This is a genomic window from Paraburkholderia sp. XV, assembly GCF_020177535.1.
Classification (GTDB): domain Bacteria; phylum Pseudomonadota; class Gammaproteobacteria; order Burkholderiales; family Burkholderiaceae; genus Paraburkholderia; species Paraburkholderia caribensis.
Window position 1 is genome coordinate 23,396 of record NZ_JAGUUD010000023.1, and the last position, 13,750, is coordinate 37,145.

General features: G+C 63.4%; 15 protein-coding genes and 1 pseudogene. 6 read left to right on the plus strand and 10 right to left on the minus strand.

Features of this window, described 5'->3' with window-relative positions:
- Positions 1 to 27 precede the first annotated feature (27 nt).
- The 5 genes from KFO72_RS14375 to KFO72_RS14395 are packed head-to-tail and all read right to left on the minus strand — an operon-like array spanning position 28 to position 4,212.
- On the minus strand, positions 28 to 309 hold the full coding sequence (locus KFO72_RS14375) for a DUF2160 domain-containing protein (protein ID WP_054934705.1): 282 nt from the start codon (positions 307 to 309) through the stop codon (positions 28 to 30).
- Complete coding sequence (locus KFO72_RS14380) at positions 309 to 1,121, minus strand: carbohydrate ABC transporter permease (protein ID WP_060602999.1); 813 nt, start codon at positions 1,119 to 1,121, stop codon at positions 309 to 311. Before KFO72_RS14380 ends, KFO72_RS14375 begins: the two co-directional genes overlap by 1 nt.
- The gene (locus tag KFO72_RS14385; protein ID WP_035989403.1) at positions 1,114 to 2,007 is read right to left on the minus strand and encodes a carbohydrate ABC transporter permease; all 894 of its coding nucleotides are present in this window, start codon (positions 2,005 to 2,007) and stop codon (positions 1,114 to 1,116) included. The genes KFO72_RS14380 and KFO72_RS14385 overlap by 8 nt, the downstream gene beginning before the upstream one ends.
- The gene (locus KFO72_RS14390; protein ID WP_225032408.1) at positions 2,007 to 3,113 is read right to left on the minus strand and encodes an ABC transporter ATP-binding protein; all 1,107 of its coding nucleotides are present in this window, start codon (positions 3,111 to 3,113) and stop codon (positions 2,007 to 2,009) included. The genes KFO72_RS14385 and KFO72_RS14390 overlap by 1 nt, the downstream gene beginning before the upstream one ends.
- Entirely contained in the window at positions 3,100 to 4,212 is a 1,113-nt protein-coding gene (locus KFO72_RS14395; RefSeq protein ID WP_225032409.1) for an ABC transporter ATP-binding protein, read from the minus strand. The genes KFO72_RS14390 and KFO72_RS14395 overlap by 14 nt, the downstream gene beginning before the upstream one ends.
- Before the next feature lie 906 nt (positions 4,213 to 5,118).
- Between KFO72_RS14395 and KFO72_RS14400 the strand changes: the two genes are divergently transcribed.
- From KFO72_RS14400 to KFO72_RS14410, 3 genes and pseudogenes are all read left to right on the plus strand, one after another.
- A complete protein-coding gene (locus KFO72_RS14400; RefSeq protein ID WP_225032410.1) occupies positions 5,119 to 6,513 on the plus strand; it encodes an FAD-binding oxidoreductase in 1,395 nt (464 codons plus the stop codon).
- Positions 6,514 to 6,689: 176 nt separating this feature from the next.
- Positions 6,690 to 7,523 (plus strand): DMT family transporter, encoded by an 834-nt coding sequence (locus KFO72_RS14405; RefSeq protein ID WP_225032411.1) that lies wholly within the window; start codon positions 6,690 to 6,692, stop codon positions 7,521 to 7,523.
- Between the two features lie 265 nt (positions 7,524 to 7,788).
- Positions 7,789 to 8,105: pseudogene (locus KFO72_RS14410) on the plus strand (DUF2325 domain-containing protein); the annotation flags it as partial.
- A 30-nt stretch (positions 8,106 to 8,135) separates the two neighbouring features.
- On the opposite strand, the gene KFO72_RS14415 reads toward KFO72_RS14410, so the two are convergent.
- Both KFO72_RS14415 and KFO72_RS14420 read right to left on the minus strand, forming a co-directional pair.
- On the minus strand, positions 8,136 to 8,459 hold the full coding sequence (locus KFO72_RS14415) for a winged helix-turn-helix domain-containing protein (RefSeq protein WP_035991166.1): 324 nt from the start codon (positions 8,457 to 8,459) through the stop codon (positions 8,136 to 8,138).
- 360 nt (positions 8,460 to 8,819) lie between these two features.
- Positions 8,820 to 9,245, minus strand: coding sequence for a TOBE domain-containing protein (locus tag KFO72_RS14420; protein WP_054934699.1), 426 nt, complete (start codon positions 9,243 to 9,245; stop codon positions 8,820 to 8,822).
- Positions 9,246 to 9,613: 368 nt separating this feature from the next.
- Between KFO72_RS14420 and KFO72_RS14425 the strand changes: the two genes are divergently transcribed.
- The 3 genes from KFO72_RS14425 (at position 9,614) to KFO72_RS14435 (ending at position 12,581) form a co-directional block, all read left to right on the plus strand.
- Complete coding sequence (locus KFO72_RS14425) at positions 9,614 to 10,318, plus strand: YceH family protein (RefSeq protein WP_054934698.1); 705 nt, start codon at positions 9,614 to 9,616, stop codon at positions 10,316 to 10,318.
- Positions 10,319 to 10,614: 296 nt separating this feature from the next.
- Positions 10,615 to 12,312 carry an acid phosphatase gene (locus KFO72_RS14430; protein ID WP_107202036.1) on the plus strand — a complete coding sequence of 566 codons (1,698 nt, stop codon included), beginning with the start codon at positions 10,615 to 10,617 and terminating at the stop codon, positions 12,310 to 12,312.
- A gap of 32 nt (positions 12,313 to 12,344) precedes the next feature.
- Positions 12,345 to 12,581, plus strand: a complete 237-nt coding sequence (locus KFO72_RS14435; protein ID WP_225032412.1) for a hypothetical protein — start codon at positions 12,345 to 12,347, stop codon at positions 12,579 to 12,581.
- Between the two features lie 40 nt (positions 12,582 to 12,621).
- Here KFO72_RS14435 and KFO72_RS14440 read toward each other — a convergent pair whose 3' ends face one another.
- The 3 genes from KFO72_RS14440 to KFO72_RS14450 form a co-directional block, all read right to left on the minus strand.
- A complete protein-coding gene (locus tag KFO72_RS14440; RefSeq protein WP_225032413.1) occupies positions 12,622 to 12,810 on the minus strand; it encodes a hypothetical protein in 189 nt (62 codons plus the stop codon).
- A gap of 80 nt (positions 12,811 to 12,890) precedes the next feature.
- Positions 12,891 to 13,157 carry a glutaredoxin 3 gene (gene grxC / locus KFO72_RS14445; protein WP_054934695.1) on the minus strand — a complete coding sequence of 89 codons (267 nt, stop codon included), beginning with the start codon at positions 13,155 to 13,157 and terminating at the stop codon, positions 12,891 to 12,893.
- Between the two features lie 42 nt (positions 13,158 to 13,199).
- The gene (locus KFO72_RS14450; RefSeq protein WP_062916441.1) at positions 13,200 to 13,538 is read right to left on the minus strand and encodes a DUF4148 domain-containing protein; all 339 of its coding nucleotides are present in this window, start codon (positions 13,536 to 13,538) and stop codon (positions 13,200 to 13,202) included.
- Between the last annotated feature and the right edge of the window lie 212 nt (positions 13,539 to 13,750).

The following is a 13,750-nucleotide window of genomic DNA, read 5'->3' on the forward strand; positions in this document are numbered from 1 at the left end:
CAACGAAACCGGTTTATTCTTGACGCTTTATCCCTTCCACATGATCGCGAGCAGCACGACCACAGACGCCGCAAAGCCCGGCCATGCGCTCGCGCCTTCGCCGCTGATCGCAATCCACGCGAGATTCACATAAGCGGCCGTCAACAGTCCGATAAAGAGCCTGTCGCCACGCGTCGTCGCAATCGGCAAAAAGCCTTTGCGTTCGATAGTCGGCGCGCGCATCTCCCACAGCGTCATGCCCGCGAGCATCGCGACGACGCAGCCGAAGAAGATCGCGACTTCGGGTGTCCAGTACATCCACGTGAACATCACACTCTCCCCATCGCAAAGCCCTTCGCGATGTAGTTGCGCACGAAGTAAATGACGAGCGCGCCGGGAATGATGGTCAGCACGCCCGCCGCGGACAGCACGCCCCAATCCATCCCCGCCGCCGATACCGTGCGCGTCATCACGGCGGCAATCGGCTTTGCGTTGACGGTGGTCAGCGTGCGAGCGAGCAGCAGTTCGACCCAGCTGAACATGAAGCAGAAGAACGCCGTCACGCCGACACCCGACTTGATCAAGGGAAGAAAAATCTTGATGAAGAACGCCGGAAATGAATAGCCGTCGATATAAGCGGTCTCGTCGATTTCACGCGAAACACCCGACATGAAACCTTCGAGTATCCACACTGCGAGCGGCACATTGAACAGCATGTGTGCGAGCGCGACGGCGACATACGTGTCCATCAGTCCGACGCTCGAATAGAGCTGGAAGAACGGCAACAGGAACACGGCGGGCGGCGTCATCCGGTTGGTGAGCAGCCAGAAGAACATGTGCTTGTCACCGAGAAAGCGATAGCGCGAGAACGCGTACGCGGCCGGCAATGCGACCAGCACCGACATCACCGTATTCATCAATACATAAACGATCGAATTGATGTAGCCCCAGTACCACGACGGGTCGGTGAAGATCACCTTGAAGTTCTCGAATGTCACCTGGTGCGGCCAGATCGAGAACGCCGACATCGTTTCCTCGTTGGTGCGCAGCGATATCGACAGCATCCAGTACAAAGGAATCAGCGCGAACGCGATATAGCCGAGCAGGACCAGCGCGCGTATCCAGCGGCGGTTGTCACGCATTGTCTTCTCCCGTCGTTGCAGGACCGCCCTTGCCTACGCGCTCCATCCAGTTATAGAGAATGAAGCAGAGCAACAGGATGATCAGGAAGTAGATCAACGAGAAAGCCGCCGCGGGTCCAAGATCGAATTGACCGACGGCCTTTTGCGTCAGGTACTGGCTAAGGAATGTGGTCGAGTCGCCCGGGCCGCCGCCCGTCAGCACGAATGGCTCCGTATAGATCATGAAGCTGTCCATGAAGCGCAACAGCACGGCAATCATCAGTACGCCGCGCATCTTCGGCAACTGGATATAGCGAAACACCGCAAAACGGCTTGCACCGTCGATTTCCGCGGCCTGATAAAAGGCATCGGGAATGGCGCGCAGACCCGCATAGCAGAGCAATGCAACGAGCGGCGTCCAGTGCCAGATATCCATCACCAGCACCGTGACCCACGCGTCGGTCGGACTCGCCGTGTAGTTGTAGTCGACGCCGATGCGATTGAGCACATAGCCGAGCAAACCGATATCGGGCCGGCCGAAGATCTGCCAGATCGTGCCGACCACATTCCATGGAATCAGCAGCGGCATCGCGAGCACCACGAGCGCCGCCGATGCACGCCAGCCGGACGCCGGCATCGCGAGTGCCAGCCCGACGCCGAGCGGAATCTCGAACAGCAGCACGCAGGCCGAGAAAATGATCTGCCTGCCCAATGCACCGCGCAGATCGGGATCGGTCATGATGTTGCGAAACCACTCCGTGCCGACGAACACATGCTGCGTCGGGCTGATGATGTCCTGAACGGAGTAGTTGACGACCGTCATCAGCGGCAGGATCGCTGAGAACGCGACGCAGATGAAAACAGGCACGACGAGCAGCCACGCCTTCTGGTTGAGCGGCTTGTTCATCACGCGCCTCCTGCGGCTCGCACCGCAATGCGTTCGTCGTTGCTGAAATAGACGGTTTCGGGCGAAGCGACGCGCAACCACACGGGGCCATCCACCACACGCAAACTCGGCTCCATCTTCGCGTTGAATACGTGACCTTCGCAGTTCGCCGTCACGAGCTGGTAGTTGCCGAGTTGCTGCGCGCGCGTGACTTGCGCGCGGACTGCGCCCGCTTCGCCGTCGCCGGCAAGACGCACGAACTCGGGCCGAATGCCGAGCTTGAGATCGCCATTCGTGCTTTTGAGCGTCGCGAGCGTACTCGCGTCGACAGTGACGCGCTGCGAGCCCAGCTTGATCGCGCCTTCATCGAGACTCACGGGACACAGGTTCATCCCTGGACTACCGATGAAATAGCCGACAAACGCGTGATCGGGACGAAGAAACAACGCTTCCGGCCCACCCTTTTGCACGACGCGGCCATTCGTCATCACGACCACTTCGTCCGCGAATGTCAGCGCCTCGACCTGATCGTGCGTCACGTAGATCAGCGTGAGCTTCAATTGCTGGTGGATCTTCTTCAGCTGACGCCGCAGCATCCATTTCATGTGCGGATCGATGACGGTCAGCGGTTCGTCGAACAGAATCGCCGCCACGTCCTTGCGTACCAGTCCGCGTCCAAGCGAAATCTTCTGCTTCGCATCCGCCGACAAATTGCTTGCCTTGCGCGGCAACTCACGCGCCATGTCGAGAATGTCGGCCACTTCATGCACGCGCGTGCGGACTTCGGCGGCAGGCAGCCCGCGATTGCGCAGCGGAAAGGCGAGATTGTCGAACACGGTCATCGTGTCGTAGATCACCGGGAACTGGAAGACCTGGGCGATATTGCGTTCGCGCGCGCCTTGCAGGGTGACATCGCGTCCATTGAAAAGCACTTTGCCTTCCGACGGCGTCAACAGGCCCGACACGATATTGAGCAACGTCGACTTGCCGCAACCCGAAGGACCGAGCAGCGCGTAAGCGCCGCCGTCTTCCCACACCATGCTCATCGGCTGCAGTGCGTAGTCGTCGAGCGAGGCGGGGTTGGGCCGGTACGCGTGACCGAGATTCTGAAACTCAATGCGCGCCATATGCCACCTCCTGCACCTTGGGACGCGCGACAAGATTGGCGTCCGCGCCGAACACGAACAGTTCGTCGGGGTCGATATAAACGTCGAGCTGCGTGCCGAGCGCGATCTGATGCACGCCTTGCAACTGCGCGACGAGATCGATGCCGCCGTGACGCGTATGCAAGTGAAGGTACGTTTCCGAGCCGCTCAGTTCGGCGAGTTCGAGCAGACAGGGCACGGCAAACGAATGCGCGTTGCGCGGCGCAAGACGCAAGTGGCCGGGCCGGATGCCGATCCGGCAAGTGCCCGTTCCGACAGCCGTCGCCGCCGCGCGGCGCACGGGCACGTCGATGCCGATGGGCAGACGCGCGTCGCCGTTCTCCAGCAGTTCGCTCGTCAGCATGTTCATGGGCGGATCGTTGAAAACGGCGGCCACATCGACGCTCGCCGGTGCGTTGTAGACGTCGAGCGTCGGGCCGAACTGCAGCACGCGGCCCTTGTCGACGACGGCCGTGTGGCCCCCTAGCAGCAACGCTTCGAGCGGATCGGTCGTCGCGTATACGACCGTGGTCTTGCCGTCGGAGAAGAGTGTCGTGAGTTCGGCGCGCAACTCCTCGCGCAACTTGTAGTCGAGATTCACGAGCGGCTCGTCGAGCAGCACCAGCGACGTGCGCTTGACGAGTGCGCGCGCCAATGCGCAACGTTGCTGCTGGCCACCCGACAGTTCGCCGGGACGCCGGTCGAGCAGATGCTCGATATGCAGCTTCGACGCGACCTCGTTCACGCGGCGGCGTATCTCACCCGCTTCCGTCTTTTGCAGCTTCAGCGGCGAAGCGATGTTGTCGAACACCGTCATCGCGGGATAGTTGATGAACTGCTGATAGACCATCGCGAGATTGCGCTGACGCACGCTCACGCCCGTCACGTCCTGGCCGTCGGCCAGCACGCGCCCCGTCGTGGGCCTGTCGAGTCCTGCCATCACGCGCATCAACGTGGTCTTGCCTGCCTGAGTGGGACCCAGCAGCACATTGATCGCCCCCGGGACGAGCCGCAGATCGACGCCGTATAGATGCGTCAGCCCGCCCGAAACGACGGTGACCCGCTCGAGTTCCAAAACCAAATTGCTCTCCTTTGTTCGATGCTTCTGATGCAGCTTCGCTCTTCTTCTGCTTGTTCTGTGTTCAACCGCGGCGTCGATGCCAATGCAGATGCTTTGGTACGGCTACAGCAATGATTCGGATACGGCGTTCGCATACGCCGGGCGCCGCAAGGCGCGGCCCGGGTTGCTGACGAGAGGCAGGGCAAGGGATAGCGCCCAGGGGCGCCGGAGAAGCCGTTGTCGATCCATTGTCCCGATGCTTTTCTTATTCGGGTACTTCAAAAACAGGCCACACGACCCATGTTCAAAAAGGAAATCAAAACAACAGCAACAATGTTCTCTTTTGTTCGTTTACGTTTAAATCGGGGTTAACCATACAAAACGTGAACAACTGCCATCTACTGTACTTACGGCCAGTAGAACAATCTATTACGCATTGACGCCGTTTTACTTACAGATGGAAAGTTGGCGGTCAGCGTAACAGAAGACAAACCACAGGCTGGAGCAGCTGCCGGGTTCGTCTGACCTGTCGAACGGGCCGTCCGGCTATCCGCACCTCGTGTGCGCGAGTCAATCGCATGCGTTCGATTCCCGCGCAATGAAAAAGACAGCAGGCTTAGGGTTTCTCGTGGTTGATCCGGTGCATGGGCGAAACGTCGCGGCGTGAGCGAGGCGCGAGCCGGACTCGCTATTTACGAAGCACTCCATCCGTGAGTCCGTGCGGAAAGTGCCTTGTTTTGCGGGCTTTTCACCCGTTCGAGCCCGTATTCAAAGGAACCCGGATGACATGCGAAGGCGTGCGGGTATACGTTAATTTGTGCGCGCCGGCCAGCCTCGTTTACTGAACGAAAGCCAGGTCGTCCGAACTACTTTGATCAGACATGATCGAGGGGTTCGGACGTTGTTTGTCCGTACCGGAGGTGTAGCATGGCGAATCTGTCCAGCAGTGCAATCGACGAATTCAAAGCTCTCACGCGGGGCCAGGTCGTATTGCCCGGCGATCCAACGTTCGACGAAGCACGCAGCATCTGGAATGGAATGATCGACCGTCGCCCCGCGATCATCGTTCGCTGCGCAGGCACGGCCGATGTCCGTCGCGCCGTCAATTTCGCGCGCGACAACAAGCTGCTGCTCGCCGTGCGCGGCGGCGGCCACAATATCGCAGGCAGCGCCGTATGCGACGACGGCATGGTGATCGACCTGTCGCAGATGAAGTCGGCGCGCATCGATCCCGTCGCGCGCCGCGCCTATGTCGAGCCGGGCTGTCTGTTGCGCGACTTCGATCACGAAGCGCAAGCCTTCGGGCTCGCCACGCCGCTCGGCATCAATTCGACGACGGGCGTCGCGGGCCTCACGCTCGGCGGCGGGTTCGGCTGGATCAGCCGGCGCTTTGGGATGACGGTGGACAACCTGATTTCCGCTGACGTTGTCACCGCCAACGGCGAATTGATCCGCTGCAACGCCGATTCGCATGAAGATCTGTTCTGGGCGATTTGCGGCGGCGGCGGCAATTTCGGCGTCGTCACGATGTTCGAGTTCAAGCTGCACGAAGTGGGACCCGAGGTCTACGGCGGCCTCGTCGTGCTGCCAATGGACCAGGCGCGCGACGCGCTCGTCAAATACCGCACTGCGTTCGAAACCTGGCCCGACGAGTTGACTGTCTGGGCCGTCGCGCGCTTCGCGCCGCCGCTGCCCTTCCTGCCCGCCGAGGTGCACGGCAAGCCGATCATCGCGTTTGCGGTCTGCTACACGGGCCCTGTCGCGAACGGTCCGGCCGTGGTCGACGAAGTGCGCAAGTTCGGCACGCCCTACGGCGAACATCTCGGACCGATGCCGTTCACCGCGTGGCAACAGGCCTTCGATCCGCTACTCACGCCGGGCGCGCGCAACTACTGGAAGTCGCACAATCTCGCAACGCTCGACGACGGCCTGATCGACGCGTTCGTCGATGCCATCGCCAATCTGCCTTCGCCTCAGTGCGAGATCTTTTTCGGCGCGATCGGCGGGCAGACGATGCGCGCGGCGCCCGATGCGACGGCTTACTCGAATCGCGACGCGAAGTACGTGATGAACGTGCATGGCCGCTGGACGGAAGCCGCCGACGACGAGCGCTGCATTGCATGGTCGCGCGCGTTCTTCGATGCATCGGCGCCGTTCGCGCTCGGCAGCGTGTACGTGAACTTCATGACGGAAGAAGAATCCGCGCGCGTGGGCGCGGCCTATGGTCCGAACTACGAGCGGCTCGTCGCAGTGAAAGACCGTTACGATCCGCAGAACCTGTTCCGCCATAACCAGAACATCAAGCCATCCGCCATGGCCTGAACGCCGCGTGTGTGACGTGCCGGATAGCAATCGTGGTGGCGTTGCTATCCGGCATTGCTTTTCAACGCCTCTCTTCTCTTCACATTGCACCGCGTCATGCGCGGCTGCAGCGCCTCACGCTAAAGTAGCGTGCACGCCCACCACGCTCCTTTTCCGCTCAACGCGCCCAACGCACCATGCCGCGCATGCGCATCGCCTTGCTGACGATCGTCGCCATGTTCGCCTTCGCGGGCAATTCGCTGCTATGCCGCATCGCGTTGAAGGGTACGTCGATCGATCCCGCGACGTTTACGTCCGTGCGCATCGTGTCAGCGGCTATCGTGTTGTGGATCATTCTGCGCAGCCGCAGCCCGTCGCAAGCCATCTCCGGTAACTGGCTTTCGGCTTTCGCGCTATTCGTCTACGCGGCGGCGTTCTCGTTCGCCTATGTATCGCTGTCGGCGGGAACGGGTGCGCTGCTGCTATTCGGCGCGGTGCAGGCGACGATGATCGGCTACGCACTCTGGCGCGGTGAACATCTGCGCATGCTGCAATGGACGGGTCTCGCATGCGCGCTCGCGGGCCTCGTCGGGCTCGTGCTGCCCGGCGTGAGCGCGCCGCCACTGCTCGCGTCGCTGCTGATGCTGTGCGCGGGCGTCGCCTGGGGCGCGTATTCGCTGCGCGGCAAACGCGCCGCCGATCCGACGGCCACCACGGCAGGCAATTTCATGCGCGCCATCCCGTTCGCGGCGGCGATCAGCGCCGCGACGTTTGCGCGCGCATCGATCGACAGAACGGGTCTGCTTTTCGCGGCGATATCCGGCGCGTTGACCTCGGGTGTCGGCTATGTGATCTGGTACGCCGCGTTGAAGGAAATCAAGGCCGCCACGGCCGCAACGGTGCAACTGAGCGTGCCGCTGATCGCCGCCGTGGGCGGCATCGTGCTGCTCGGCGAACCGCTGACCGCGCGAATCGCATTGAGCGCGGCCGCGATACTCGGCGGCATCGCGCTTGCGATCAGCCGCCGCTGAGTATCGGATCAACGGTCGAATCGCATGTGACGGAGATCGGGGTGGGCAGCACTCGTCGCGATGCGCCAACGGATGCGCTATCCGGGAAAATCAGCACGCTCAAGCCGATGTCGGCCGACGTGCGCGCGCAGCAGATTCGTGACGTAGTCGATGCGTTCCAGCGTCTGCGCAGCAGCGTCACGCGCTTCGTGCAGATGTTCGCGGCGACGCGGGACACTGCGTCGATGGTCAGCAGTCTTTCTTCTGCGTCGCTGCGCGAATTGCTGTCGATGCTCGCAAACGAAGCGCAAGCCGCGCGCTTCAGGCCACGGCGGGCGACGACCCGTGCGGGCGTTCGGCCTCGCTGGCGATTCTGGAACGCATGCGTATCGTGTATGTGGGCGGAAGGCCGGGTTCGACTGCGGCGATCACGACTCGATGAACATGCTCAAGCGAGTCTGCGAACGCGGCCACATTGCGTGGCATCCGCTGCGCACCGCGAGCGTCGCGAGCTTCATCGAACTGATCGGGCGGCTCAATGCCGATGCGCAGACGAACACCCAATCGGGTGGAGCGCCGCGCTTCTGCCTGCGCCACGGCTAGGCCTCACGCGACATCGAAATCACTCGCCGATCAACGCCGCACCATCTTCGTGAGCGCGGCGATATCGTCGGCACAGGCGGCGTATGCCTGCGCTTCGATGCCGCGATAGAGCCGGATGATCTCCTCGCCGACGGGCGTGAGCGCGCTGCCGCCGCCGCTCTGGCCGCCATGCTCGGATACCGTCGCGGGGGATTTCAGCGAGCGGTTCAATTCATCCATCAACAGCCAGGCGCGCCGATACGACATGTTCAGGCTGCGCGCCGCCGCCGAAATCGAACCATGCTCACGCACCGCTTCGAGCAGCGCGACCTTTCCCGGTCCCAGCGCGATCGTGTCTTCCTGCTGAATGCGCATTCTGAAGCGCACTTCGGGCTTCGGATGTGCCGATGTCTTCATGTTGTTCGCCGTTGACTCATGCGCGCAAGCATACACGATGCCATATGCTGGAATTCAATCGGCACTTGCACCCGTGCGCCGCGGCTCATGCTCATGCTCACGCTCACGGCGATGGCCACCGCGACCGCATCAAAGCTCGAGCACGCGCGCGAGCCGGCTCACATGACGCGACGCGGGCAGAATGTCAGCCGCTGAAAACAGGATGGGCGCGCCTTCGTCGTATCGGTTCGTCGTGTAGCAGCGCAGGTCGAATGGATCGGCCGTCAGGCGTGCGTGCTGCCGCAGCGCGTCGGCGCCTATCCGATGCTTGACTGGCGCTCAGTCGACGCCGACGATCACGCTCGAAGCCTTGAAGATCGCGGCGGCCGCCTTGCCGCTGGCAAGGCCGAGACGCTCGACGCTGTCGTTGGTGACGATCGCGGCGACCTGCGCGCCGCCTGCCGACGAGATGATGACCTCGCTGTTGACGGCGCCCTTCGTGACCGACGCGACCGTGCCCGCAATGCAGTTGCGCGCCGACACCTTGCTGCTGTCGGCATCGACCATCACGATCACCGACGACGCCTTGACGAGCGCGAACGCCGGCTTGCCCGCCGCGAGTCCGAGCGACGACGCACTGCCGTGCGTGATGACGGCGACGATTTCGAGTCCGTCCTGAGTGCGGAGCGTGATTTCGTCGTTGACGGCGCCGGCCTTGACGGCCGTGACCTGGCCGGCGAAATGATTACGGGCGCTGGTACGCATGCGACTCTCCTTTGGGTGGCCCCTGTGTGTCGTTCAGTATGGACGAACGGCAAGCCTGCAGTGTACCGCGCGGCCTGTGACAGCCTGTCATCGGCACGGCGGGCCCGCACGGCGCGCAATGTGACGCGTGCTCGACGGGACAGTGGCCTCCTGGTCGCTCATATCCAGCGGACAACTGTTCGATCGAACTCGACGTGGACGATACCGCCTCCGACGTGCCCGACGAACCCTACGACATGCGCTAGCGCCCGCAACGCAGCGACGGCCGGACACTTCCGGTCCCGCCGCCGGGACAATAGACTATGCTAACGCGCGAGCCCGTGTGCTCGCGCCGTTGCACACGCGGCCTTCTATCGAGTCCATTGCCCATGAATTCCACCACCGACGATACCCCGCGCCCCGCCATGCGCGCCCTGACGCCGCTCGAAGCCCGCGTGCTGGGCGTGCTGTTCGAGAAGCAGCACACCGTACCCGACACCTATCCGCTGTCGCTCAATTCCCTCGCGTCGGGCTGCAATCAGAAGACCTCGCGCTCGCCCGTGATGAACGTCAGCGAATCCGAGATTCTCGACGCGATCAACTCCATGAAGCGCCTTTCGTTGGTGCTCGAAGGCAGCAGCAGCCGCGTGCCGCGCTTCGAGCACAACATGGAGCGGGTGCTCGGACTGCCGCGCCAGTCGGCGGCGCTGCTGACCGCGCTGTTGTTGCGCGGCCCGCAGACGGCCGCCGAACTGCGGCTCGCCACCGCGCGCCTGCACAGCTTCGCCGATACGTCGTCCGTCGAGGCGTTTCTCGAAGAACTCGCCGCCAATGTGCCGCCGCGCGTCGTCAAGCTGGCGCGCACGCCGGGCGAGCGCGAGAGCCGCTGGATGCATCTGCTGTGCGGCGAGCCGACGGCCGAGCAGATCGGCGCCGGGGCACTCTCCGACGACCCGCTGCCACCCGGCGAGCTCGAAGGGCTGCGCGCGCAGCAGCGCGAGCTGAGCGAGCGCGTCGAGCGGCTCGAGGCGCTTGTGACGCGCCTCGCGGGCGAACTCGGCGTGCCGCTCGATGACCTGAACGGAAGCGTGTAACCACCGGAATCGTACCGGTTTGCCGTGCATGATCGCGGCGAACCGCTGGCGCGCCATCAACGTGTGGCCTGGCCCGACGGATGACTGAGCCAGGTCAGACCGACAAGCTATCCAGAACGCAAACCCTTGCCTGACCACGCATCCACCAGTCACCCACCAGGCCGCTAAACGGGTTGCGAAGCGCCCTGAACGAATGCGACGATGCGGTTGGCGCGCGGCCGACGCCAGGGCGCGCCGCCTTGCGCCCTGCCCTGCTTTGCCCATTTTTGCGATTCACTGTGCCAGGAGACTGACCGATGAACGAGCACGACGCCCCCAATCCGCCCGCTGCTGCCGACCTGCCCGCCGACGACCGCCCGGACGATCCCGACCGCCGCCGCGTCCTCACCGGGCTTGCAGCAGCGGGCCTCGGCCTAGCGCTGGCGGGCTGCCAGTCAGTCGACACCGCCTCGACGGGCGCGCCGCGCAGCGCGGCCGACGCCCGGCTTGACGCCGCGTTGCGCGATCAGGTCAAGCGCATCGTCGTGATCTACGCGGAGAACCGCAGCTTCGCCAACCTGTACGGCAACTTCCCGGGCGTACAGTATCCGCTGTCCGCCGTCACGCCCGAGCGCTACGTGCAACTGGACCGCGACGGCAACACGCCGCTCGCCACGTTGCCGAAAATCTGGGGCGGACTCGTGCCGCAAGCGCAGGAGGTCGACGGCAAGCGCTACATGATTGCCGAGCGCGATATCACCGGATTGCGGAACCAGCCGTTCCATCTGACCGACGCGCACGGCGCGCCGCTGCCGAACAGCGTGATCACCCGCGACCTCGTGCACCGCTTCTATCAGAACCAGATGCAGATCAACGCGGGCCGCAACAACCAATTCGCCGCGTGGGGCGATTCGGGCGGCCTCGTGATGGGCCATTACCGCAGTTCCGGCGAATCGCTGAAGCTGTGGGCGCTCGCGCAGCAGTACACGCTGTGCGACAACTTCTTCATGGCCGCGTTCGGCGGCTCGTGGCTAAACCACATCTTTCTGATTTCCGCGCAGGCGCCGCTCGTGCCGGACATCGGCAACGGCCCGGGGAAGAAATTCGTGTCCGTCGTCGAAGGCGACGACCCGACGGGCACGCGCCTGAAGCAGGCGCCCAATTCGCCGAAGACGGCCCTCGACGGGCCGCCTGTGTTCGTCAGCGACGGCCTGTTCACGCCCGACGGCTATGCAGTCAACACGATGGCGCCGCCCTATCAGCCGAGCATGGTGCGGCCCGCCGAGGGCGGCGACCCCGCGCTCGCCAATCCGGCCGACCCAAAGGTGCTGCCGCCGCAGCGCTACGCGACGATCGGCGACCGGCTGAGCGACAAGGGCGTCGACTGGGCGTGGTATAGCGGCGCCTGGCAATACGCGCTCGATCATCGCGATACGGGTGCCGTGCCCGACTTCCAGTATCACCATCAGCCGTTCAACTACTTCGCGAACTTCGCGCCAGGCACGGCGGCACGCGCGCGGCATCTGCGCGACGGCGGCGTTGGCGACGACGCGTCCACCAACCGCTTCATCGCCGATGTCGACGCGGGACGCCTGCCCGCTGTGACCTTCTACAAGCCGCAGGGCAATCTGAACATGCACGCGGGCTACGCGGACGTCGAGTCCGGCGACCGGCATATCGCGAACGTCATCGAGCATATCCAGCGCGGCCCGCAATGGCAGAACACCGTGATCGTCGTCACGCACGACGAAAACGGCGGCTGGTGGGATCACGTCGCGCCTCCCAAGGGCGACCGCTGGGGTCCGGGCTCTCGCATTCCCGCGCTCGTCATTTCGCCGCTCGCGAAGAAGGGCTATGTCGATCACAGCGTGTACGACACCAACTCGATCCTGCGTCTGATCAGCCGCGTGCATGGCCTGGCGCCGCTCGATGGCGTCGCGCTGCGTGACCGTGCGTTCGTGCAGAATGGGCTGACGCCCATCGGCGATCTGACGGGCGCGCTCGATCTCGCGTGATGCCGTTGTCGAAGCCGTATGAAAGGAAACACATGTTCGTCGTGTATTGGCTGGAACAAGGCACGTCGACGGAAACCGCTCGCTTCGAGCGGTTCGCCGCCGACCAGATGACCCAGGCGCTCGCATTCACCGAAACGCTGCGCAAGCAGCAGGCTGCCGGCGAAGACGTGAGCTTCGTCACGCTCTGCAGCGAGAACCCGCGCTCGGTCGGCAAGCCCGGCGCGTCCGATCCGCCCGCCGATTACGCGTGGAAAAAGCGCCGTCCATGAGCGCGGCAGCGTGGCGCCATGCCATCCAGCCATCCACGCATCACAACACCATTGCGCGCGTAAAAGGCAAATAGGCGAAGCCCTGTAACAAGAAGGAGCCAACATCAAACGCGGCGAAACGATCGCCGAGATGGCGGAAACCGACCATGGCAACGGCTCGATGCAATTCGAAGTCCGCAACGAGTGCGAGCCCGTCCATCCCGCAGCTATTTGCCGCGCGTGGGTTCATGACGCGCCAGCGCACAGCAAAAAGCCGCGCACGGCGTGATGCCGTGCGCGGCTGGGTCTTGCCCTACTCGCGCGTTGCGCTCAACGCACCGCGTTCGCTTCGAGCAGCGGATCGAGATTGCCGGCGGTTTCCAGCGCGTTGAGATCGTCGAAACCGCCCACATGGGTCTCACCGACGAAAATCTGCGGCACCGTACGGCGTCCCGTGCGTTCCATCAATGCAAGCGCCGTGGCGCGGTCGCCCTGTAAGTTGACTTCCTCGTACGACACGCCTTTCTTCTTGAGCAGCGCCTTCGCGGCGAGACAGTACGGGCACGTCGGAGTCGTGTAGATCGTGATTGCGGACATGGTTATCTCCGTGAGCGTATTGAGCGTATTGAATGCGGCGCGTTACTGGCCGCGATAGATGTCGTCGAATGCGGACGATGCGCCTGCCAGCGAATGAGCGCGCGCTGCACGGAAGCCCGAACCGGCGCTGCCGCTGGCCGACGGACCATACGAAGTCGCGATCAGATCATGCGAGCGATGAAACACGTGCGGCGCAGCGGCCGGATCGTTCGCGGGCTCCGGGTAGCGGGTGTCGCTTTGCGGGTACTGGCCGGCTTGCTGCGCGGCGATCAACTCGGCGCGAACCTGTGCGCGCGTGGCCGCCGGTTGAGTTTCAGCGTGGCTTGCGAGCGGCAGACCCAATGCAGCCGCAAGAACGAGAGCTTGATAGACGCGTTTCATGTTGAGCACCTTTGAGAAGCGTTGCCGTCGGCGACGGGATGGCTCAACTGTAGGCGCGCATCGGATGGCCGTTAATGTCGGCGCGTCTCATGAACATGCTCGATCGGCTCACGGCTTTTCGGCGCACGCGCCGCTAGCGCCATGCGCGGCTCCCGGGTGATCGCTCGACGCCTTGTGCGGCAAGGCTTGACGGGCAACGCTCGCGGCCGGTC

Coding starts and splice junctions, on each gene's coding strand:
- KFO72_RS14375 (WP_054934705.1), bottom strand. CDS start 309: ATGTTCACGTGGATGTACTGGACACCCGAAGTCGCGATCTTCTTCGGC.
- KFO72_RS14380 (WP_060602999.1), bottom strand. CDS start 1,121: ATGCGTGACAACCGCCGCTGGATACGCGCGCTGGTCCTGCTCGGCTAT.
- KFO72_RS14385 (WP_035989403.1), bottom strand. CDS start 2,007: ATGAACAAGCCGCTCAACCAGAAGGCGTGGCTGCTCGTCGTGCCTGTT.
- KFO72_RS14390 (WP_225032408.1), bottom strand. CDS start 3,113: ATGGCGCGCATTGAGTTTCAGAATCTCGGTCACGCGTACCGGCCCAAC.
- KFO72_RS14400 (WP_225032410.1), top strand. CDS start 5,119: ATGGCGAATCTGTCCAGCAGTGCAATCGACGAATTCAAAGCTCTCACG.
- KFO72_RS14405 (WP_225032411.1), top strand. CDS start 6,690: ATGCCGCGCATGCGCATCGCCTTGCTGACGATCGTCGCCATGTTCGCC.
- KFO72_RS14415 (WP_035991166.1), bottom strand. CDS start 8,459: ATGCGCATTCAGCAGGAAGACACGATCGCGCTGGGACCGGGAAAGGTC.
- KFO72_RS14420 (WP_054934699.1), bottom strand. CDS start 9,245: ATGCGTACCAGCGCCCGTAATCATTTCGCCGGCCAGGTCACGGCCGTC.
- KFO72_RS14425 (WP_054934698.1), top strand. CDS start 9,614: ATGAATTCCACCACCGACGATACCCCGCGCCCCGCCATGCGCGCCCTG.
- KFO72_RS14430 (WP_107202036.1), top strand. CDS start 10,615: ATGAACGAGCACGACGCCCCCAATCCGCCCGCTGCTGCCGACCTGCCC.
- KFO72_RS14435 (WP_225032412.1), top strand. CDS start 12,345: ATGTTCGTCGTGTATTGGCTGGAACAAGGCACGTCGACGGAAACCGCT.
- KFO72_RS14440 (WP_225032413.1), bottom strand. CDS start 12,810: ATGAACCCACGCGCGGCAAATAGCTGCGGGATGGACGGGCTCGCACTC.
- grxC (WP_054934695.1), bottom strand. CDS start 13,157: ATGTCCGCAATCACGATCTACACGACTCCGACGTGCCCGTACTGTCTC.
- KFO72_RS14450 (WP_062916441.1), bottom strand. CDS start 13,538: ATGAAACGCGTCTATCAAGCTCTCGTTCTTGCGGCTGCATTGGGTCTG.